Source organism: Gordonia sp. CNJ-863 (assembly GCF_001942325.1).
Taxonomy (GTDB): domain Bacteria; phylum Actinomycetota; class Actinomycetes; order Mycobacteriales; family Mycobacteriaceae; genus Gordonia; species Gordonia alkanivorans.
The window spans coordinates 51,451-70,569 of sequence record NZ_MKKG01000002.1 but is presented as its reverse complement, the minus strand read 5'-3'; the positions used below and the strand labels follow the sequence as shown (position 1 = coordinate 70,569).

At 68.3% G+C, this 19,119-nt stretch carries 19 protein-coding genes; 9 read left to right on the top strand and 10 right to left on the bottom strand.

The features are described from left to right. The first annotated feature begins 30 nt into the window (after positions 1–30). The gene (locus BJF87_RS01120; protein ID WP_035751850.1) at positions 31–657 is read left to right on the top strand and encodes a TMEM175 family protein; all 627 of its coding nucleotides are present in this window, start codon (positions 31–33) and stop codon (positions 655–657) included. A 7-nt stretch (positions 658–664) separates the two neighbouring features. Here BJF87_RS01120 and BJF87_RS01115 read toward each other — a convergent pair whose 3' ends face one another. From BJF87_RS01115 to BJF87_RS01090, 6 genes are all read right to left on the bottom strand, one after another. Beyond that, the gene (locus BJF87_RS01115; protein ID WP_035751848.1) at positions 665–1,762 is read right to left on the bottom strand and encodes an acyl-CoA dehydrogenase family protein; all 1,098 of its coding nucleotides are present in this window, start codon (positions 1,760–1,762) and stop codon (positions 665–667) included. Then, on the bottom strand, positions 1,759–2,727 hold the full coding sequence (locus tag BJF87_RS01110; protein WP_035751845.1) for an acyl-CoA dehydrogenase family protein: 969 nt from the start codon (positions 2,725–2,727) through the stop codon (positions 1,759–1,761). The genes BJF87_RS01115 and BJF87_RS01110 overlap by 4 nt, the downstream gene beginning before the upstream one ends. A gap of 6 nt (positions 2,728–2,733) precedes the next feature. Further along, positions 2,734–3,900 (bottom strand): acyl-CoA dehydrogenase family protein, encoded by a 1,167-nt coding sequence (locus BJF87_RS01105; RefSeq protein ID WP_006358458.1) that lies wholly within the window; start codon positions 3,898–3,900, stop codon positions 2,734–2,736. Between the two features lies 1 nt (position 3,901). Then, on the bottom strand, positions 3,902–4,810 hold the full coding sequence (locus BJF87_RS01100) for an enoyl-CoA hydratase (RefSeq protein WP_035751842.1): 909 nt from the start codon (positions 4,808–4,810) through the stop codon (positions 3,902–3,904). Between the two features lie 44 nt (positions 4,811–4,854). Beyond that, positions 4,855–5,325 carry a hypothetical protein gene (locus tag BJF87_RS01095; RefSeq protein ID WP_035751840.1) on the bottom strand — a complete coding sequence of 157 codons (471 nt, stop codon included), beginning with the start codon at positions 5,323–5,325 and terminating at the stop codon, positions 4,855–4,857. Between the two features lie 95 nt (positions 5,326–5,420). Continuing rightward, entirely contained in the window at positions 5,421–6,344 is a 924-nt protein-coding gene (locus BJF87_RS01090; protein ID WP_042376209.1) for an IclR family transcriptional regulator, read from the bottom strand. Between the two features lie 61 nt (positions 6,345–6,405). Here BJF87_RS01090 and cysD point away from each other — a divergent pair, with 61 nt between their 5' ends. The 3 genes from cysD to BJF87_RS01075 all read left to right on the top strand — a co-directional run bounded on the left by cysD (position 6,406) and on the right by BJF87_RS01075 (position 10,082). Beyond that, positions 6,406–7,368 (top strand): sulfate adenylyltransferase subunit CysD, encoded by a 963-nt coding sequence (gene cysD / locus BJF87_RS01085; protein WP_006358462.1) that lies wholly within the window; start codon positions 6,406–6,408, stop codon positions 7,366–7,368. Continuing rightward, the gene (gene cysC / locus BJF87_RS01080; RefSeq protein WP_042376207.1) at positions 7,368–9,230 is read left to right on the top strand and encodes an adenylyl-sulfate kinase; all 1,863 of its coding nucleotides are present in this window, start codon (positions 7,368–7,370) and stop codon (positions 9,228–9,230) included. The genes cysD and cysC overlap by 1 nt, the downstream gene beginning before the upstream one ends. A 72-nt stretch (positions 9,231–9,302) precedes the next feature. Next, on the top strand, positions 9,303–10,082 hold the full coding sequence (locus tag BJF87_RS01075; protein WP_035751833.1) for a 3'(2'),5'-bisphosphate nucleotidase CysQ: 780 nt from the start codon (positions 9,303–9,305) through the stop codon (positions 10,080–10,082). Positions 10,083–10,112: 30 nt separating this feature from the next. Here the strand turns inward: BJF87_RS01075 and BJF87_RS01070 are convergent, their stop codons facing one another. From BJF87_RS01070 to eccA, 3 genes are all read right to left on the bottom strand, one after another. Then, positions 10,113–10,652: a hypothetical protein gene (locus BJF87_RS01070; protein WP_006358465.1), complete on the bottom strand. Its 540-nt coding sequence runs from the start codon at positions 10,650–10,652 to the stop codon at positions 10,113–10,115. 14 nt (positions 10,653–10,666) lie between these two features. After that, a complete protein-coding gene (locus BJF87_RS01065; RefSeq protein WP_006358466.1) occupies positions 10,667–11,095 on the bottom strand; it encodes a hypothetical protein in 429 nt (142 codons plus the stop codon). 68 nt (positions 11,096–11,163) lie between these two features. After that, complete coding sequence (gene eccA / locus BJF87_RS01060; protein WP_035751832.1) at positions 11,164–12,948, bottom strand: type VII secretion AAA-ATPase EccA; 1,785 nt, start codon at positions 12,946–12,948, stop codon at positions 11,164–11,166. Positions 12,949–13,107: 159 nt separating this feature from the next. Here eccA and purL point away from each other — a divergent pair, with 159 nt between their 5' ends. The 3 genes from purL to BJF87_RS01045 all read left to right on the top strand — a co-directional run bounded on the left by purL (position 13,108) and on the right by BJF87_RS01045 (position 16,408). After that, entirely contained in the window at positions 13,108–15,453 is a 2,346-nt protein-coding gene (purL, locus tag BJF87_RS01055) for a phosphoribosylformylglycinamidine synthase subunit PurL (RefSeq protein ID WP_262338826.1), read from the top strand. 147 nt (positions 15,454–15,600) lie between these two features. Continuing rightward, on the top strand, positions 15,601–15,963 hold the full coding sequence (locus BJF87_RS01050; RefSeq protein ID WP_035751830.1) for a CD225/dispanin family protein: 363 nt from the start codon (positions 15,601–15,603) through the stop codon (positions 15,961–15,963). 28 nt (positions 15,964–15,991) lie between these two features. Beyond that, entirely contained in the window at positions 15,992–16,408 is a 417-nt protein-coding gene (locus tag BJF87_RS01045; protein WP_006358470.1) for a DUF2752 domain-containing protein, read from the top strand. Here the strand turns inward: BJF87_RS01045 and BJF87_RS01040 are convergent. Next, entirely contained in the window at positions 16,397–17,344 is a 948-nt protein-coding gene (locus BJF87_RS01040; protein ID WP_075862512.1) for a glycerophosphodiester phosphodiesterase family protein, read from the bottom strand. The genes BJF87_RS01045 and BJF87_RS01040 overlap by 12 nt on opposite strands. Positions 17,345–17,379: 35 nt before the next feature. Here BJF87_RS01040 and BJF87_RS01035 point away from each other — a divergent pair, with 35 nt between their 5' ends. Continuing rightward, a complete protein-coding gene (locus tag BJF87_RS01035) occupies positions 17,380–18,015 on the top strand; it encodes a hypothetical protein (protein ID WP_262338825.1) in 636 nt (211 codons plus the stop codon). A gap of 22 nt (positions 18,016–18,037) precedes the next feature. Next, positions 18,038–19,117 (top strand): diacylglycerol kinase, encoded by a 1,080-nt coding sequence (locus tag BJF87_RS01030; protein WP_075862511.1) that lies wholly within the window; start codon positions 18,038–18,040, stop codon positions 19,115–19,117. Positions 19,118–19,119 lie beyond the last annotated feature (2 nt).

Below are 19,119 nucleotides of genomic sequence, written 5' to 3'. Positions count from 1 at the left end.
CGCCGACCGCCACGGTTCTACATTCAACCAATGGCCGCACCGGAGAATCGGAAGTCGGAAGAGGGTCTGAGTCGGCTGATCGCGTTCGCGGACGCGGTGGTGGCGATCGCGCTCACGCTGCTGGTGCTCCCGCTGGTCGACATCGCCAACGACCTGCGTGAGGAGACCTCGGTCGCCGAGGTGGTGTCCGACCATGCGCTCGAGCTGACCAGCTTCTTCGTCAGCTTCGTGGTGATCTGGGTGCTCTGGCGGCAACACCATCGGGCGATGGAGTACTTCCGTTCCTACGACTCGGTTTTGATCAATCTCACCTTCGTGTGGCTGCTGACCATCGTGGTGCTGCCGTTCGCGACCGCGATGGTCGACGACAGCCGGGTTGAGTGGGCGAACGTGCTCTACATCGGCGTGCTCGCCATCTCGGTGGCGTCGCTCGTCGGGATCGCTCAGTGGGGGCATCGGCACCGGGAGCTGCTCGTCGACGACGAGGCCACCGACCGCTGGGCCAGGTCGTCGGGTGGGTGGGGCACCCTCCTGGCCCTGGCGGTGGCGCTGGTCATCGCGCTGGTCTACCCGAAGAGCGGGAACTGGCCGCTTCTGCTGCTGCTCTTCACCGATCCGATCGAGCGGACGCTGGACCGCCTCCGCAACCGCGCCTGAGAGCCGACTATCGCAGGCGCGCAGCAGCTTCGGCGACCGCGAGATGCGGGGCGCCCAGCAACTGCGACGACGCCTGTGCGCGCTTGAAGTACAGCTGGATGTCGTGTTCCCAGGTGATGCCGATGCCGCCGTGCAACTGGATGGCCTCGCCGGTGATTCGCCGGAAGGCATTCGAGCAGTACACGTGGGCGGCGAGGGCCAGTTCGGACGCTTCGGGGTCGTCGCCGGCGACCGCGGCGACCGCCGCACGCGAGATCGAACGAGCGGTCTCGACGAGAACGTACATGTCGGCCATGCGGTGCTTCAGCGCCTGGAACGAGCCGATGGTGCGGCCGAACTGCTTGCGCGACTTGGTGTACTCGACGGTGAGGTCGAGGGCGCGCTGGGCGCCGCCGACCTGCTCGGCGGAGAGCATCGCCCACCCGAGCGTCCGCAGGCGTGCGGCGAGGTCGGCCGGTGCGGGGATCGCGGTGGACACGACCTCGTCGAACCGCACCGAGGACAACGCACGCGTCGGATCGAGAAGAGGCAACGGCGACACCGTCACACCGGCCGCATCAGCGGCGACCGAGTGCATTGTCACGTGCTCACCGGGCCCCGATGCCAATACCAGGAAGGTGTCCGCGGACTCGGCATCGACGACGAAGTGTGCGGTGCCGGAGAGCAATCCGGCGTCGGCGTGCACGCCGGGGGTGTCCCAGCCGCGTTCGCCGGCCCAGCACAGGGCGGCCGTCTGCTCACCGGCGGCCAGCGCGGGAAGCAGCTGCGACGCGGCGTCGTCGTCCTGCGCCAGCAGGATCGCGCCGGTCGCCAGCACCGAAGACCCGAAGGCGGGCACCGGACTCAGGGTCGCACCGAGTTCTTCGAGGACAGCGGCCAACTCGGCCCACGACGCCCCCGCACCGCCGGCGTCCTCCGGGATGGGAAGTGCCGCCACCCCGATCTCGGTGCACAGGGTCTCCCACAGGCCGCGGTCGACGCGTCCGGTCGACGCCATGGCCGTGCGCACCGAGGCGATGTCTCCCCGGCGTCGCAGCAGATCACGCACCGCCTCGGCCAGTGCCTCACGTTCCTCGGCGGAGATCGCGAGCGTCTCGGTGGTCACAGTGTCTCCAGGATGCGTCGACGATGGACTGCGGGCGAGCCCCAGGCGGACAGGAGCGCGCGGGTCTTGGTGATGTACAGCGAGATGTCGTGTTCGGCGGTGTAACCGATCGCCCCGAGCACCTGCAGCGAGCGGCGGGCCGAGAGGTGCGCGGCGTCGGCCGCCGCGACCTTGGCCGCCGACACGTCCCGCGACACGTTGGTGTCCTCGGGCACCTGGCCGTCGATGCCGAGTGCTGCGGCATGGACCAGGGGACGGGCCATCTCGAGTGCGATGGCCACATCGGCGAGGTGATGCTTCACGGCCTGGAAGGACCCGATCGGCCGGCCGAACTGCTTGCGGGTCTGTGCATATTCGCTGGCGAGGGCGAGCATCGCCTGACCGAGTCCGAGGAGCTCGGCTGCGGTGGCGAGTGCCCCGGCGTCGACGGCGTCGGACGGGTCGATGCCGGTGGCCAGGGTCTTGTCCGGAGCCACCCGTGACAGTGTGCGGGTGGTGTCCACCGAGGGTTCGGTGCCGAGCACGGTGGCCGTCGACAGGACGCCGTCCTCCACGACGTACACGTCGGCGGAATCGACATCGGGCGCGAGCGGCTGCAGCGGGGCGATGGCACAGGTCGCCAACCGCCCCTCGGCGAGATCCTGGAGAGGGCCGTTCACGTCCGCGTCTCGCAACAGGATCGGCAGGACGGCAACGCTTTCCACGATCGGTCCGGGAGCGCAGTGGCGTCCGAGCTGTTCGACGGCGACGATCATCTCGACGGCGCCGGCACTGCTGCCGCCGTGGGATTCGTCGATGAGGAGGCCGCTGATCCCGGCGTCGGCGAGCTGGGAGTAGACCTTGGTGACCGCGGTCCGGTCACCGGCCGCCCATGCTCTAGCCGCGGCGGGCATGTCGGCCTTGCCGAGCATGGCGTCGACGGTGGCGGCGAGGTCCGTGTGGATGTCGGAGAGTTGGAAGTCCATGTGGTATCAGCGATCTCCGCGAGGAAGGCCGAGGAGTCGCTCGGCGATGACATTGCGTTGGATCTCGTTGGTGCCGGCGTAGATCGGGCCGGACAGGGAGAACAGGTAGCCGTCCATCCAGGCGTCGTCGAGTTCGGCGTCCGGTCCCTGTAGATCGAGGGCGGTCTCGTGGGCGGCGATGTCCCACTGCGACCAGAAGACCTTGTTGATCGAGGACTCCATGCCGAGCTGTCCGCCTGCGGAGAGCCGGCTCACGGTGTGCCAGGTCGACAACTCGTAGGCGCGCGCCCCGATCCAGGCGTCGGCGACCCGCGCATCGGCGTTGGCCGTCGAGGGCACCTCGTCGCGCTTCGACCGCCACAGGTCGACGAGGCGGTCGGTGGTGGCGAGGAAGCGGCCCGGTGCTCGCAGCGAGAGTCCGCGCTCGTTGGCGGCCGTGCTCATCGCCACCCGCCAGCCGTTGTCCACCTCGCCGATGACCCCGGACTCGCCGGGGTTCGCGGGGTCGTCGGGCACGAAGACGTTCTCCAGGAACAGCTCTGCGAAACCCGCCTCGCCGTCGAGCTGCGCGATGGGACGGACGGTGACGCCCTCGGCACGTAGGTCGAACATGAAGTAGGTGAGGCCCCTGTGTCGCTGGGCCTCCTTGTCGGTGCGGAAGAGGCCGAAGGCCCGGTCGGCGAAACTCGACCGCGAACTCCACGTCTTCTGCCCGTTCAGCAGCCAGCCGCCGTCGGTGCGGACCGCGGTCGAACGGAGCGAGGCGAGGTCGCTGCCCGCCTCCGGCTCGCTCCACGCCTGGCCCCAGATGTCGTCGGCCCGGGCCATCCGCGGCATGATGCGTTCCAGCTGAGCGGGATTCGCGTGCTCGAAGAGGGTCGGGGCGAGCAGGAAGATGCCGTTCTGGCTCACCCGGCCCGGTGCGCCCGAGCGGTAGTACTCCTCCTCGAAGATCACCCAGTGGAGGAGGGGAGCGTCGCGGCCGCCGTACTCCTCGGGCCAGCTGACGACCGACATGCGGTCGGCGGCCATCGTGCGCTCCCACTCGCGGTGGGCCTCGAAGCCCTCCGCGGTGTCCATGGACGGGAGGGGTTCGCGCGGAACGTGTTCGGCCAGCCAGGAGCGGACCTCGGCCCGGAACTGCTCGGCCGCGTCGTCGAAGAGCAGGTCCATGTCAGCTACCCGATCCTGCCGAGGCCTTCATCGACTTGGCGTCCATGCCGCCGAGCGAATCGCCGCCCGACGCCTCGGCATTGGCCGAGTGGGCGAAGTGGTGCCAGCCGAAGACCGAGTCCATCGAGTTGCGGAGTCCCATCTGGTCCTCGCAGATGTTGACGGCCTTCTTGCTGAGGAACAACCCCTGCATCGGCATCGAGACCGCCTTCTCGACGATCTCGTTCACCTTGGTCTCGAGCCCGTCGCGCGGCACGACGTGGTTGACCATGCCCCAGTGGGCTGCCTGCGTGGCGGTGAAACGCTCGCCGGTGAACAGGATCTCCTTCGCGCGGCGGGTGCCGAGGGCGTATGCGTGCGCGAAGTACTCGACGCCCGGGATGCCCATGCGTGCCACCGGGTCGGAGAAGAACGCATCGTCGGAGGCGACGATGAAGTCGCAGATCCAGGCCAGCATCAGGCCGCCGGCGATGCAGGCGCCGTGGACCTGGGCGATGAGCGGCTTGGGGATGTCGCGCCAACGGCGGCACATCCCCATGTACACCTCCATCTCGCGGGCGAGGCGCTGATCGGCACCGGTCTTGTCGGTGTGATCCCAGTGCAGGACGGCGGCGTTCTCGTAGTAGGTGTCGAAGTCGCGCTCCGGGGTGCCGATGTCGTGTCCGGCCGAGAAGTGCTTGCCGTTCGCGCGCAGGACGATGACCTTCACGGTCGTGTCCTCGACGGCCTTGCGGAAGGCGGCGTCGAGCGAATACGTCATGACCGAGTTCTGTGCATTGCGGTACTCGGGACGGTTCAGTGTCACGTACGCGACGGCACCTTCGGGCCCGCCGACCTCGTAGGCGACCGGAGAGGTGTCCGGGCCGAGATCGTCGGGGCCGAGTGCGGGCGGGATGGCGGCATCACTCATGCCCACGAGCCTAACCTAGCAAGTGCTTGGTTGGTAGCCCGGCGTCAGGGAACGACGATCGTCCCGCTGCAGCTCGTCGACGGCACGCTCCACAGCGCGTTGCGGTTCGTCGCGCCGAAGGTCACAGCCACCCGGCCCTTGCCGATCGTCTTCACCGGGATGACGAAGTAGTGGACACCCTGGTAAGGCGGGTTCACCTTGGTGTTGCTGACCTTGAAGCCACGTTTGCCGGTGGACAGGTTGTGCCAGTCCATCCGCAACGACGACTGGTAGCCGCCGGGGAAGTAGCTGGGGAAGTCCGCGGCGATGTAGGCATCGCCACCGTAGGTGCTGACGATGGCGCGTCTCACCATGAACGGGAGGTCGACGATGTTCGGGCTCGGGCCGATGCAGTGCGAGACCGGGAACTCGCGCGCCGCCTCGGCTTGTCCCGTGCCGGCGAGGCCGAGTCCTGCTGCGGCTGCGACCGACAGGGTCGCCGCGGCCAACCTGGTGAACGTCTTCGTCCGGACCATGCTCGAACTCCTCGTGTCGTGGGAACGATCGGCCCGCGGCCGACTTCCGGCGATTGTCGCGAATCCAGTGGGGTTTCGTTGCGGAGTACCGGAATTCATCGCAGATGCGAGGAGATCTCTTCGGCCGCTGCGCGGGTGGCGTCGGCGATCGAGTGCAGATCCGCGACGTCCAGTGTGGAGTTCGGGCACGCGACCATCGCGGCGACGACCCGCCCCGTGTGGTCGAAGATCGGCGCACCGATGGTCACCACCGGAACGCCCTCGCGGGCGCCGGCGTCGAGCTCGTCCGGCAGGTAGTCGATCACCGACAGTTCGGTCAGCAGGTCTCCGACCCGGCTGCGCAGGTTCTCCGACATGGTGTCCAGGGAGTTCAGGGCGTCGATGATCGCTACGTGGTCGTCGGTCATCCGCTCGATCGAGTAGCCGCGTTCGGCGATCACGTCGAGGATCATGCGCAACCGGGTGCGGGTGGGCTCGGCGGCCTGAGCGATCCAGGCATCACGTGCCTCCGCCGGGTCCCAGGCGACGAATTCGCGGCAGATCGGCGGGCGGATCCGGATGCGGCTTCCGTTGCGAAGCCACGGATGCGGTTCGGAGTCGGCCGCGAGATGCGGTGGGAAGGCGTGCGCCGCGAGCGTGACGACGTCGGTCGAGGATCGGCGGGCCACGAAGAAGGGGATCGAGAAGCGTCCAGACAGGTCGTGCGCGGCTACCGCCGCCCATCGGTCGAGGTGATCGGCGTCCGCGGCTGCCCGTGCGAGGGCTCGGAATTCCGGGCCGATCCCGTATTTCCCGGTGGCGGGATCGCGGCTCAACCAGCCGTGTTCGGTCAGTTCGGCGACGATCGCGTGTGCCGTCGCACGCGAGAGCGAGGTCTGCCGGACAATCTCGGCGAGGGTCAGTGCCGGTTGATTGGCACCGGCCAGCAGCTGGACGATGTGGACGACCCGCGAGGTGGGTGGCGACGCCGCGCGCGACGGTTGACGCGCATCGGAGAGGTCGCCTACGGTCGGTGTCACATTGTCAACACTTAGTGTCGAATATTCGACATGTCAAGGGGGGTTGCGCACGGTGACGAGCATGACCGAAGCGAACGGCGGCAGCGCCGGCGACCGGCAGGCACACCGACCGGGCCGGCACGGGTACGAGTTGTCGCATCTCGCGGCTCTCGAAGCGGAGTCCGTGCACATCTTCCGCGAGGTCGCGGCGACCTTCGAACGTCCGGTGCTGCTGTTCTCGGGCGGCAAGGACTCGGTCGTCATGTTCCACCTGGCGCGCAAGGCGTTCTGGCCCGCGCCGATCCCGTTCCCGCTGATGCATGTCGACACCGGACACAACTTCGACGAGGTGATCGCCTACCGCGACCGGGTGGTCGCCGAGACCGGCGTCCGACTGATCGTGAGCTCGGTCCAGGACGACATCGACGCCGGACGCGTCGTCGAGCAGACGGGTCCCGGAGCGAGCCGCAACCGCCTCCAGACCACGGCTCTGCTGCGGGGTATCACCGAGAACCGCTTCGACGCCGTGTTCGGCGGTGCGCGTCGCGACGAGGAGAAGGCGCGCGCGAAGGAACGCGTCTTCAGCTTCCGGGACGAGTTCGGCGCGTGGAACCCGCGGGACCAGCGGCCCGAACTGTGGCGGCTCTACAACGGGCGCCATGCGAAAGGGGAGCACATCCGGGTCTTCCCCCTGTCGAACTGGACCGAACTCGACATCTGGCAATACATCGCCGAGGAGAGCATCGACCTGCCGTCGATCTACTACGCGCACCAGCGGGAGGTGATCCCCCGCGACGGCATGCTGCTCGCGAAAACCCGTTTCCTCCAGGAACTCCCGGGGGAGGAGATCCGAACGGAGACGGTGCGCTTCCGGACCGTGGGCGACGCCACCTGCACCGGGTGCGTCCTGTCGGCGGCCGACGACGTCCGCAAGGTGATCGAGGAGATCGAGGTGACCCGGGTGACCGAACGCGGGGCCACGCGCGCCGACGACCGGATCTCCGAGTCGGGCATGGAGGATCGCAAGAAGGAGGGGTACTTCTGATGAGCGGGGTCAATGCTGCCGGGGGTGCCACCGAGATGTTGCGGCTCGCCACCGCTGGTTCCGTCGACGACGGCAAGTCGACACTGATCGGCCGGTTGCTGTACGACTCCAAGGCGATCTTCACCGATCAGCTGGAGTCGATCGAGCGGACCAGCGCGGAGCGGGGCGACGAGTACGCCAACCTCGCGCTCCTGACCGACGGTCTGCGGGCCGAGCGCGAACAGGGCATCACGATCGACGTGGCGTACCGCTATTTCGCCACTCCCAGGCGGAAATTCATCATCGCCGACACCCCTGGCCACGTGCAGTACACCCGCAACATGGTGACCGGGGCGTCGACCGCGGATCTGGCCATGATCCTCATCGACGCCCGCAAGGGGGTGCTGGAACAGACCCGGCGACACGCGTTCCTCTCGACGCTGCTCGGGATTCCGCATCTGACGGTCTGCGTCAACAAGATGGACCTCGTCGACTGGTCGCAGGAACGCTTCGACGAGATCTGCGCCGACTTCATCGATTTCGCGGCCAAGCTGAACGTCGTCGACCTCACCTTCATCCCGATGTCGGCGCTACGCGGCGACAACGTCGTCGAACAGTCGACCGCGATGCCGTGGTACGAGGGCAGGCCGCTCCTCAACCACCTCGAGCACGTCTACATCGCATCCGACCGCAACCTCATCGACGCCCGCCTGCCGGTGCAGTACGTCATCCGTCCGCAGCGCAGCGATGGCGCCGACCACCGCGCGTATGCGGGTACGGTCGCCGGCGGCGTGTTCGCCAAGGGCGACGAGATCGTGGTTCTGCCAAGCGGATTCAGTACCACCATCACCGAGATCTGGGAACCGGGCGGGGCCCGTGTCGACGAGGCGTTCGCATCGATGGCCGTGTCGGTGGAGCTCGCCGACGAGATCGACATCGTGCGCGGCGACATGCTCGCGCGGCCGAACAACCGGCCGTACGTCGGGCGCGACATCGACGCGATGGTGTGCTGGTTCGCCGAAGACGCGGATCTCCGCTCGCACAACCGCTATCAGCTCCTGTGCGGAACGCGACTGACCCGCGCGCAGATCACCGGCCTCAACTACCGGCTCGACGTCAACTCGCTGCACCGCGACGAGAACGCCGAGGCGCTGTCGCTCAACGAGATCGGCCGGGTGACCCTGCGTACGCAGGAACCGGTCATGTTCGACTCGTACCGGCGCAACCGGGACACCGGCAGCTTCATCCTCATCGACGAGGCCACCAACCGCACCGTGGGCGCGGGCATGATCAACGCTCCGGTCAGCCACGACAGCCACATCGTCTGGCAGGCCAGCAAGGTCGACCGCGAACACCGGGCGCACCGCGGTGCCACCATCTGGCTCACCGGACTCTCCGGTTCGGGGAAGTCGTCGCTCGCCGTCGAACTCGAGCGGCGATTCGTCGCCGAGGGCCGGCCCGCCTACCTGATGGATGGTGACAACCTCCGGCACGGGCTGAACTCCGACCTGGGCTTCTCCGACGACGACCGGCGCGAGAACATCCGCCGGACCAGCGAGGTCGCGGCGCTCTTCGCCGATTCGGGTGCGGTCGCGATCGTGTCGCTGATCAGCCCGTTCGACGAGGAACGGCAGCGCGCCCGCGAGATCCACGCCCAGCGGGGTCTGCCGTTCTACGAGATCTTCGTCGACACCCCGATCGAGGAGTGCGAGCGGCGGGACCCGAAGGGGCTGTACGGCAAGGCTCGCCGGGGCGAGATCAGCCAGTTCACCGGCATCGACTCGCCGTATGAACGGCCGGCCGACGCAGAGCTCGTCATCACCCCCGATGACGGCGCGCCCGCCGAGGTCGCCGACATGGTCCTCCGTAACCTGGGACTGTAAGAAACGCCGGTTGGCCGGGGGTACCCCTGGGTATGCAGCGACTGATCAGCACAACGCCAGAGAGGGAACCCCGTGACCGACGATCGAGCACTCGCAGGCGAACTGGCCACCGCGGCAGGAGAACTCCTCCTGGACATTCGCAAGACCAGTGGGCTGACCGGCAAGGAGCTGGGAAACGCCGGCGATGCGCAGTCCAACGATTTCCTGCTTCGACGGCTCGCGGAGGAGCGACCCGACGACGCGGTGCTGTCGGAGGAATCGGCGGACGACAAGTCCCGACTCCAGGCGGAGCGGGTCTGGATCGTGGACCCGGTCGACGGCACCCGTGAGTACGGCACCTACGAGCCGGGAGCCGGCCGCGCCGACTGGGCCGTTCATGTGGCGCTGTGGTCGGCGACCGACGGTCTGATCGCCGGTGCGGTGGCACTCCCGGCGCTCGGCGTGACCTACGTCGACGACGAGACGGTCGTCGAACCCACCGAGGGACTGGCCTCGCGGCCGCGTACCGGTGTGCCCCGCGTCGTCGTCAGCTCGTCGCGCCCACCGGCTTTCGCCGACGAGGTCGCCGCCGCGGTCGGCGGTGAACTCCTGCCGATGGGTTCGGCCGGCGCGAAGGCGATGGCGGTGGTCCGCGGTGAGGCGGACGCGTATGTGCACGCCGGTGGTCAGTACGAATGGGATTCGGCCGCACCGGTGGCCGTCGCGCAGGCGAAGGGTCTCTGGTGCGGACGCATCGACGGCTCGCCCCTGGTCTACAACAACGACGACACGTATCTGCCCGACCTGGTGATCTGCCGACCCGAATACGTCGAGGCGATCCTCACCGTCACGACCGAGGGTGCGGGCGGCTGACGCACGGCCGCGTGTTCCGGGAACCCCGGCTCAGTGCGTCAGCACGACCTTGATGACGACGATCGCGGTGGCCACCACGGTGACCGCGCCGGCGCCGATCAGCGTCGCGCGATTGGGCCGTTCGTTGTTCAGTCGGTCGATGACGAAAACCGTTCCGCCGATTCGTAAGAGGATCACGATCTCCGCGGCGAGCTGGGCGGTGCGCGGATCGATCCAGCCGACCCAGGCCATCGCCAGGATGAGACACGGGACCGACGCGGAGGACAGGATCGGCACCGAGTCCCGCAGATTGTGAAGAACCATCGACTTGTTCGGATGGATGGCGCCCTCGTGCACGCGGCGTCCCACGGCCTCGGCGAAGACATGCGCGACGAAGGTCGACGCCGCCGTGCCGAGCAGGATCAGGATGCCGACGAAATCGTCGGTGAGGTGCAGCGGGATCAGCGCCGCCAAGATCAGGATGTTGCCGTAGATGTAGGCGCTGATGCGGGGGGCGGCGTGTTCACGGTCCAGCGGATTGCTGCGCGAGAACAACGGGCCGTGCAGCACTGTCCACGGGCGAGCGGTCATGGACAACGAAAGTATCAGCGAGTGGGCACGAGTTCACCGACAACGTCGGCGACCTTGTCCTCGAGGCGGGTGAGGCAGACCGTCGCCGCGACGGTGGCGACCTGGTCGGCGTTCGACTTCACCCCGAGTGCTGCCACGGCGGCCGCACGCCCCTCGTCCTCGAGTGCGCGGAATTCGCGGCAGCTCAGGGCCTTGGCGTCGCCGGCGTCGGCGGAGCCCGTCGGCCGGGGTGTGCCCGTCGACGGCCGGGCGGCCGAGCTCTCGGCGGTGCCCGGTGCCGCTGGAGTGGCCTGCTCGGTGCTGGTCTGCTCGACCGAGGTCTGTTCCGAGACCGTCGTCGTCGGCGCGGGTTCGGCGTCGTCGGACGAGCAGCCGGCCAGCGACAACGACAGCGCGGCAGCCCCGGCGAGCAGGGCGGGACGGAACAGACGAGCGCGGGACATGAGGAAACCTCTCTGGGGATTCGAGTCTCGGTTGTCGAGGACGGTACGGCTGGGGCAAAGGAGGACTGCTAGCGGCGGAGTCCGGACAGCACCCCGGAGATCGCGGACCGGATGTCGTCGAGTTCGATGCGCATCAGGTCGTCGGCGGACAGGGAGGCGAGGTCGCCGGCGGAGCTGAGCCGGAACTCGCGTTCCTCCTCGGCGGCTTCGACGATGTTGCGGATGAATCGGCCGTTACCGGCCAGGTCGGTGGCCCGACGTGTGCCGCCGTCGTCTCCGCGGACATCGTGGTAGAGCGGCGCACACGCCTGCTCCAGTTCGGCGACCGCCTCCGGGGTGAGGACCGAATCGCGTTTGCGGGCGATGAACTCGCCGATCTGCGCGAGCTCCTGCGGGGTGTAGGAGTCGAATCGGACGCGGCGGGCGAAGCGCGACGAGAGACCGTCGTTGGCGGCGAGGAAACGGTCGATCTCCGAGTCGTAGCCGGCGATGATCACGACCAGACGGTCGCGGTCGTCCTCCATCCGCGCCAGCAGGGTGTCCACCGCCTCGCGGCCGAACGCGTCGCCGCCGGACAGGCCCTTCTGGATCAGGGTGTACGCCTCGTCGATGAACAGCACGCCGTCCATGGCCGAGTCGATGAGCGCCGACGTCTTGATGGCGGTGGAGCCGAGGTGCTCGCCGACGAGGTCGCGCCGCGTCGCCTCGACGACCTTGTCGGACTTGATGAAGCCCAGCCCGCAGTAGATCTTGGCGACGATCCGGGCGACCGTCGTCTTGCCGGTTCCGGGAGGACCGGTGAAGGCCAGGTGCAGGCTGCGCGCCGACGTCGAGAGTCCGCGGTCGGCGCGGACCCGGGCGAGGGTGGCGGCCGACTGCAGTTTTGCGACCTGCTGCTTGACCGACTCGAGTCCGATCTGTTCGTCGAGCTCGCGCCGGGCATCGGTCACCAGCTCGTTCTCGGCGACGCCGTCCGAGCCGTCCTGCGACACCAGGGTCTCGGTCCGGTCCGGCACGGAGGCGGGGTCCCACGGGTCGGTGCGGGCGGCGATCTGCTCGGGGGTCGTGACAGCCAGGCGGATCGACGGAGACTGCAGAGCCTGTACCGCGGCGGTGTGCGCCGGGTTGCGGGCGTAGACCTGTTCGAGCATCGCCTTCGCCTTCTCCTCATGCCCCTGCTGGCGGAGTGCGAGGGCATAGGCGTACATAGCGCTCGTCGAGCAGGCGGCGATCGGACCGTCGATGGCGTTCTGCAGGCGCCGCATGCCCTCACCGAGCATGCCGAGGCTCACACACGCCGAGCCGGCCATGTAGTCGGCCACCGACTGCATGACGGTGTCGCCCCACCGGTCCGAGCGGGTGAGGGCGGTCAGGACGTCGGGCCACCGCTGGGTCTTGAAGTGGAGGTGAGCGCGGACGAACTCGACGATCGGCAGTCGATGGGCGGGCGGGACCTCGTCCAGCGCCTCCTCTGCGCCGGTGTGGTCGGCGCCGCGGATCAGGCTGGACGCATATGCGGCGGTGGCGTCGACGGCGTTGATCGCCGGGTACTCGATGTACAGCCCGGTGTCCCAGCGGCCTGCGATGGTGCCCGGGGGGAGGCCGAGGCGCCGCTGTTCGGCGCCGATCGTGGCGCGTGCGCGGTACAGCCCCAGGAGCACCTCGTCGCTCGTGTCCCCGCAGGCGAGCCGGCCGATCCAGGCGTCGCCGAGCGACGGGTCCCACTCGGTCGCGCGAGTGAATGCTTTCGCGGCCTGGGCCGGATTGTTGATGGGTTCCTGACCGTCGACCGGGATGTTCAAGGACAGGACACCCAGCTCGAAGAGTGCCCTCGCCTTGCGGACATCGGCCATCTCGTCCCCCTGTGTCAACGTCGTCCCCCCGCGCGGCGGCGGCGTGCGGCGCACCCCCGCGCACGTCGCGCACACGGCGCGGCTCGAGTGAACAGACTATCCCGAGACAGGCCCGGTCCCCGGAACAGATCTCCCAGGGGAGGACCCGTCGAACATCGGATGGTCCGCCCCGTCGCCTCCGACCGCCCGGGCCCGCCTAGACTTGTCACCGTGAGTGCCCAGGTGGATACCGTCTCAGCCGCTTCCTCGACCCCGGATCATCCGCAACCGTTCCGCGAACTCGGACTCAAGGACGACGAGTACGCGCGGATCCGCGAGATCCTGGGCCGTCGACCCACCGACGCCGAGCTCGCCATGTACTCGGTCATGTGGTCCGAGCACTGCAGCTACAAGTCGTCGAAGGTCCACCTCCGGTATTTCGGGGAGACCACCACCGAGGAGATGCGGGCCAACATGCTCGCCGGTATCGGTGAGAACGCCGGCGTCGTCGACGTGGGCGACGGATGGGCGGTGACCTTCAAGGTCGAGTCGCACAACCACCCCAGCTACGTCGAGCCCTACCAGGGTGCGGCGACCGGTGTCGGCGGCATCGTCCGCGACATCATGGCGATGGGCGCGCGCCCGATCGCGGTCATGGACCAGCTGCGTTTCGGCCCGGCCGACGCCCCCGACACCCGACGCGTCGTCGACGGTGTGGTGCGCGGCGTGGGCGGCTACGGCAACTCCCTCGGCCTACCCAACATCGGCGGCGAGACCGTCTTCGACGCCAGCTATGCGGGCAACCCGCTGGTGAACGCACTCTGTGCGGGTGTGCTCCGCGTCGAGGACCTTCACCTGGCCTTCGCGTCGGGAACCGGCAACAAGATCATCCTGTTCGGTGCGCGCACCGGACTCGACGGCATCGGCGGCGTGTCGGTCCTGGCGTCGGAGACCTTCGACGATGACGAGACCTCGGGCCCGAGCCGCAAGAAGCTGCCGAGTGTCCAGGTGGGCGACCCGTTCACCGAGAAGGTGCTCATCGAGTGCTGCCTCGAGCTCTACCACGCCGGGCTCGTGGTGGGCATTCAGGACCTCGGCGGTGCCGGATTGTCTTGCGCCACCAGCGAACTCGCGGCCGCCGGCGACGGTGGCATGCACATCGACCTGGAGAAGGTGCCCATGCGCGCCGAGGGCATGACCCCGGCCGAGGTGCTGTCCAGCGAGTCGCAGGAACGCATGTGCGCGGTCGTCGCTCCCGAGAACGTCGACGCCTTCCTCGAGGTGTGCCGCAAGTGGGATGTGCTCGCCACCGTGATCGGCGAGGTCACCGACGGTGATCATCTGGTCATCACGTGGCACGGCGAGACCGTCGTCGACGTGCCGCCGCGCACCGTCGCCCACGACGGCCCGGTCTACGAGCGCCCGGTGGCGCGTCCGGACTGGCAGGACACCGTGGTCGCGTCGACAACCGAGCCGCTGAAGCGTCCGAGCACGCCGGATCAGCTGCGCGAGACCCTGCTGGCGATGCTGGCCAGCCCGGCGCTGTGCAGCCGCCAGTTCATCACCGACCAGTACGACCGCTACGTCCGCGGCAACACCGTCCTGGCCGAGCACGCCGACTCCGGCATGATCCGTATCGACGAGAAGACCGGCCGCGGAATCGCGCTGGCGACCGACGCGTCGGGCCGCTACACCTTCCTCGACCCGTACCGCGGTGCGCAGCTGGCGCTGGCCGAGGCCTACCGCAACGTCGCCGTCTCGGGTGCGACGCCCAAGGCCGTCACCAACTGCCTCAACTTCGGCTCGCCCGAGGACCCGGCGGTGATGTGGCAGTTCCAGCAGGCGGTCCGCGGACTCGCCGACGGCTGTGCGCAGCTGGGCATCCCGGTCACCGGCGGCAACGTGAGCTTCTACAACCAGACCGGTGCGACCGCGATCCTCCCGACGCCGGTCATCGGTGTCCTCGGTGTGATCGACGACGTCCATCGTCGTATCCCGACGGGCTTCGGCACCGAACCGGGCGAGACGCTGATCCTCCTCGGCGAGACCCGCGAAGAGTTCGACGGCTCGATCTGGGCGCAGGTCGCCTACGACCACCTCGGTGGCGTGCCGCCGGAGGTCGACCTCGAGCGTGAGCGTCTGCTGTCGGAGATCCTGACCGCGGCGTCGCGCGACGGATTGATCTCGGCCGCACACGATCTCAGCGAGGGCGGGCTCATCCAGACCGTCGTCGAGGCGGCGCTGGCCGGCGAGACCGGTTGCCGGCTGCTGCTGCCCGAGGATGCCGACCCCTTCGTCTGGCTGTTCTCCGAATCCGCCGGACGCGTGCTGGTCGCCGTGCCGCGCACCGAGGAGTCCCGCTTCTCCGCCATGCTCGACGCCCGCGGCATGCCGTGGACGCGCATCGGCGTGGTCGACCAGGGCAGCGACGAGGTCGAGGTCCAGGACTACTTCTCGGTGCCGCTCGCCGAGCTGCGCGAGGTGCACGAGGCGACGCTGCCGCGTCTCTTCGGCGACACCGCGTAGCGAGCCGAATCGTTGTAGCGCGCACCGTTCCCTCCTGCGGGAACGGTGCGCGTATACCGTTGAAAGCAATCTGATTCACCGACCCGACGAATACGGTCAGGGTCGGATACGCTCCGTGGGTTCTCAGCGAGAGTCGAAAGGGCGCAGATGAGCTATCCCCACGATCCGAACCAGCCGCCGAACTACGGCGCGGCGCCCGGCTACGGACAGCAGCCGTACGGCGCATACGCGCCCGGTCCCGAACCGGACAACAACCTCGTGTGGGCGATCCTGACGACGGTGCTGTGCTGCCTGCCCCTGGGGATCGTGGCGATCGTCAAGTCCACCTCGGTCAGCAAGCTGTGGGCCGCCGGTGATTTCGCCGGTGCTCAGAAGGCGGCCGACGACGCCAAGAAGTGGGCGATGTGGGGCGCGATCATCGGGATCGTCGGCTCGATCCTCATCGTGGTCGTCTATTTCGTCTTCGCGGCGTTGATCATCGGTGCAAGCGCCACCACGTCCACGTACTGAAGGGTTCGAACGGGCCGTCCTGGAGCGGGTGTCGGTCCTCTCGAACCATCGGGTCCTCGGCCCGGCGACCGTGGTCGTCGGGGCCGGGATCTGTTGTGCCGCAGTGTTGCTGGGAGATCCCACCACGCCCGGCGGGGTACTCCCGATGTGTCCCACCAAGTTGATCCTCGGTGTGACCTGTCCGGGCTGCGGGTCGCAGCGTGCGCTCTACTCACTCCTGCACGGTGATCTGTTCGCGTCCCTGCACTACAACGCGGCCTTTGTCCTCGCGCTCGGGTTGCTGCTCTTCGCATTCGGCGCCTACTGCCTGCGGCTGTGGACCGGGCGGCGGATTCGCGGCTGGCAGAACATGCGCTATTCCGCCGTCGTGTTGCTCGTCGCCGTGCTCGGCTGGTTCGTGGTCCGGAACATCCCGGTGGAACCGCTCTGGTCCCTACACGTCTGACGGGCCGCGGCGTCCGGTGCGCCGGACCCATCGGACCAGTCGTGACCCGCCGGCGTCGGCAGCCGCGTCGAGATCGAGCGCGGCAAGTCCCTCCGGGTCGTCGGTGGTGATCTGGTCGACCCGTAACTCCAAGAGCCGCCTGATATCCGGGACCGAACGAGGTCCGACACGGGTCACCGTGTAGCCGTCGACGAGTCGATCGTGGCGATGGAAGGCGTCGACGAGATCGACACCGCGCCGGTCCGCGGCCAGGATCAAGCGGTTCTCCAGATAGACCATCTCCGCGTTCGGCGACGCGGCCAGCGCACGCGCGACGAAACCCTCGAAGTCCCCGGACCGGATCGCGGCGTCGGCGGCACCGTGATGGCAGGGGTCGTAACCGACGCGAATCCCGGGGGCCGCCGACGTCAGGCGCGCCACGGCCGCCGCATCGCCGCAGGACAGGATGTAGTGCGACGCCAGCGGCTCGACGCTGCGCGCGAAGGTGTGCACCGCACGTGGATCGAGGGCGGCGTCGTCCTCCTTGAAGTCGAGCTGGAGGATCGACGACGGTGCGATGTCGACCGTCGAGAACAGCTCGGTGAGGTCCTCGAGTAACAGGACCGGCTCGTCGAGCGCCTTGCCGTGGTTGTCGCGCAGGGACAATCCGCGGAGGTAGGCCGCGGGTAGCGCCGAGATCGCTCCGGAGCCGGTGGTGGCGTGATCGACGACGCGGTCGTGCAGGATCGCGAAACCGCGGTCGGCGTGGATGACCAGGTCCACCTCGATGCTCGCGCCCAGCCGCATCCCCTCGATGATGCGAGAAGCGGTGAAGGCCGGGTCGTCGGCGCGCCGGCGACCCCGGTGCCACTTGAGCATGGTCCGGTGCCCGTCGAAGTCGACGTACAGCGGCGGACGTGCCGGATCGGGCGCTGATGGTGTGCTCGTCTGGGACATCGTCTTCCGAGACTAGTCCCGGTAGGGTCTGGCAGATGGCGGCGTTCTCGATGCCCAGGTGGGTCGGTGCGGTGACGATGGCCGAGTCGGCCGGATTCCTCATCCCGGTCGCCGGGTTCGCGATCTCCGCCATCACCGGGTTACCGGTCGGATGGGCCTGGCTGCTCATAGTTGTGTGTGGGGCCGGCGAGGGCGCGCTGCTCGGTCTCGGTCAGGCAGTCGCCCTCCGCGGGACGTCGTGGCAGGTCCCGACCGCGCGATGGGTTCCGGCGACCGCGGTCGGCGCGATGATCGCCTGGTCGTTGGGGATGGCGCCGTCGAGTCTTGTCGATCTGGGTGTGGACATCGACTTCGGGAATCCCCTCACCTGGATCGTGGCCGGCGCGGGTGCGGTGGCGCTGCTGATCAGCATTCCCTCGGCGCAGTACGTCGTTCTGCGGAACCGAATCCCCCACGCATGGCAGTGGATACCGGTGAACGCGGCCGCCTGGACGGTGGGACTGGTCTTCACCTTCCTGCCCGGTCCGTTCATCGACGAGTCCACCCCCGGTATCACGATGGCGGTCGCCTTCGTCCTGGCCGGCATCTGTATGGCCGCGACCGTCGCGGTGGTCACCGGACTCTGGTTGCGGTCGCGACCTGTTCTCGCCGAACCGGCCCTGCAGAGTTGAAACGTGTTCTAGTTTGAGGGGCATGACTCTGCGCGTGGTCGAGTGGTCGACCGGAACCGTCGGAAGACATGCGATCGCCGGGATCGACGCCCATCCCGACCTCGAACTCGTCGGGGTCTGGGTGTCGAGTCCGGACAAGGTCGGGAAAGACGCCGGCGCACTGGCGGGCCTCGATCGTGACCTCGGCGTCGCCGCGACCGACGACCGCGACGCACTGATCGCCCTGAAGCCCGACTGCATCGTGCACACCGCGATGACCGACGACCGGGTGATGGAGTCGATCGAGGATCTGATCTTCTTCGTGGAGAACGGGATCAACGTGGTCTCCAGTGGTCCGGTCGTGTTGCAGTTCCCGAAGGGAATCCTGCCGGACAGACTGCTGGACCGGATCGCCGCGGCCGGCGAGTTCAGCGGTGCCAGTCTGCACGTCAACGGCATCGACCCCGGTTTCGCCAATGACGTTCTGCCGCTGTCGTTGACGAGTCTCTCCCAGCGGATCGACGAGGTGCGGTGCCAGGAGATCGCGGACTACTCGACCTACTACCAGCCGGTTGTCATGCGGGACCTGTTCGGCTTCGGGCAGCCGATGGACACGACGCCGTTGCTGCTGTCGCCGGGCATCCTGTCGATGGGCTGGGGCAGCGTGGTGCGGCAGATCGCCGCCGGACTCGACCTCACCCTCGATGAGCCGCTCGTCGAACGGGTGGAACGCGTCGAGGCCGACCGTGACTATTCGACGGTGTCGGTGGAGATCCCGAAGGGAACCATGGCGGCGTTGCGATTCGAGGTCGCCGGTCAGGTCGACGGAGTGGATCGTGTTGTGCTGGAGCACTACACGCGCACGCACGCCGACCAGTGCCCGGAGTGGCCGACCCCGCACGAGGGTGACGGTTGCTACCGGATCGCGATCTCCGGCGAGCCGGAGATGACCGTCGAGTTCGGTCATCACGGGGAGAACGGCGACCACAACGTCTCCGGGATGATCGTCACGGCGATGCGGCTGGTGAATTCGGTTGCCGCCGTGGTCGATGCGAAGCCGGGCCTGGTGACCGCCCTGGATCTACCGCTCATCACCGGGCGGGGTCTGGTGACGCGGGGCTGACC

Bases quoted from the DNA above. Each gene is read 5' to 3' on its own strand.
- BJF87_RS01110 (WP_035751845.1), bottom strand. From the start codon at position 2,727: ATGGACTTCCAACTCTCCGACATCCACACGGACCTCGCCGCCACCGTC.
- BJF87_RS01030 (WP_075862511.1), top strand. From the start codon at position 18,038: ATGACTCTGCGCGTGGTCGAGTGGTCGACCGGAACCGTCGGAAGACAT.
- BJF87_RS01105 (WP_006358458.1), bottom strand. From the start codon at position 3,900: ATGGACCTGCTCTTCGACGACGCGGCCGAGCAGTTCCGGGCCGAGGTC.
- BJF87_RS01040 (WP_075862512.1), bottom strand. From the start codon at position 17,344: ATGTCCCAGACGAGCACACCATCAGCGCCCGATCCGGCACGTCCGCCG.
- purL (WP_262338826.1), top strand. From the start codon at position 13,108: ATGGTCCGCCCCGTCGCCTCCGACCGCCCGGGCCCGCCTAGACTTGTC.
- BJF87_RS01065 (WP_006358466.1), bottom strand. From the start codon at position 11,095: ATGTCCCGCGCTCGTCTGTTCCGTCCCGCCCTGCTCGCCGGGGCTGCC.
- BJF87_RS01035 (WP_262338825.1), top strand. From the start codon at position 17,380: ATGGCGGCGTTCTCGATGCCCAGGTGGGTCGGTGCGGTGACGATGGCC.
- BJF87_RS01070 (WP_006358465.1), bottom strand. From the start codon at position 10,652: ATGACCGCTCGCCCGTGGACAGTGCTGCACGGCCCGTTGTTCTCGCGC.
- BJF87_RS01095 (WP_035751840.1), bottom strand. From the start codon at position 5,325: ATGGTCCGGACGAAGACGTTCACCAGGTTGGCCGCGGCGACCCTGTCG.
- BJF87_RS01050 (WP_035751830.1), top strand. From the start codon at position 15,601: ATGAGCTATCCCCACGATCCGAACCAGCCGCCGAACTACGGCGCGGCG.
- cysD (WP_006358462.1), top strand. From the start codon at position 6,406: ATGACCGAAGCGAACGGCGGCAGCGCCGGCGACCGGCAGGCACACCGA.
- eccA (WP_035751832.1), bottom strand. From the start codon at position 12,948: ATGGCCGATGTCCGCAAGGCGAGGGCACTCTTCGAGCTGGGTGTCCTG.
- BJF87_RS01100 (WP_035751842.1), bottom strand. From the start codon at position 4,810: ATGAGTGATGCCGCCATCCCGCCCGCACTCGGCCCCGACGATCTCGGC.
- cysC (WP_042376207.1), top strand. From the start codon at position 7,368: ATGAGCGGGGTCAATGCTGCCGGGGGTGCCACCGAGATGTTGCGGCTC.
- BJF87_RS01120 (WP_035751850.1), top strand. From the start codon at position 31: ATGGCCGCACCGGAGAATCGGAAGTCGGAAGAGGGTCTGAGTCGGCTG.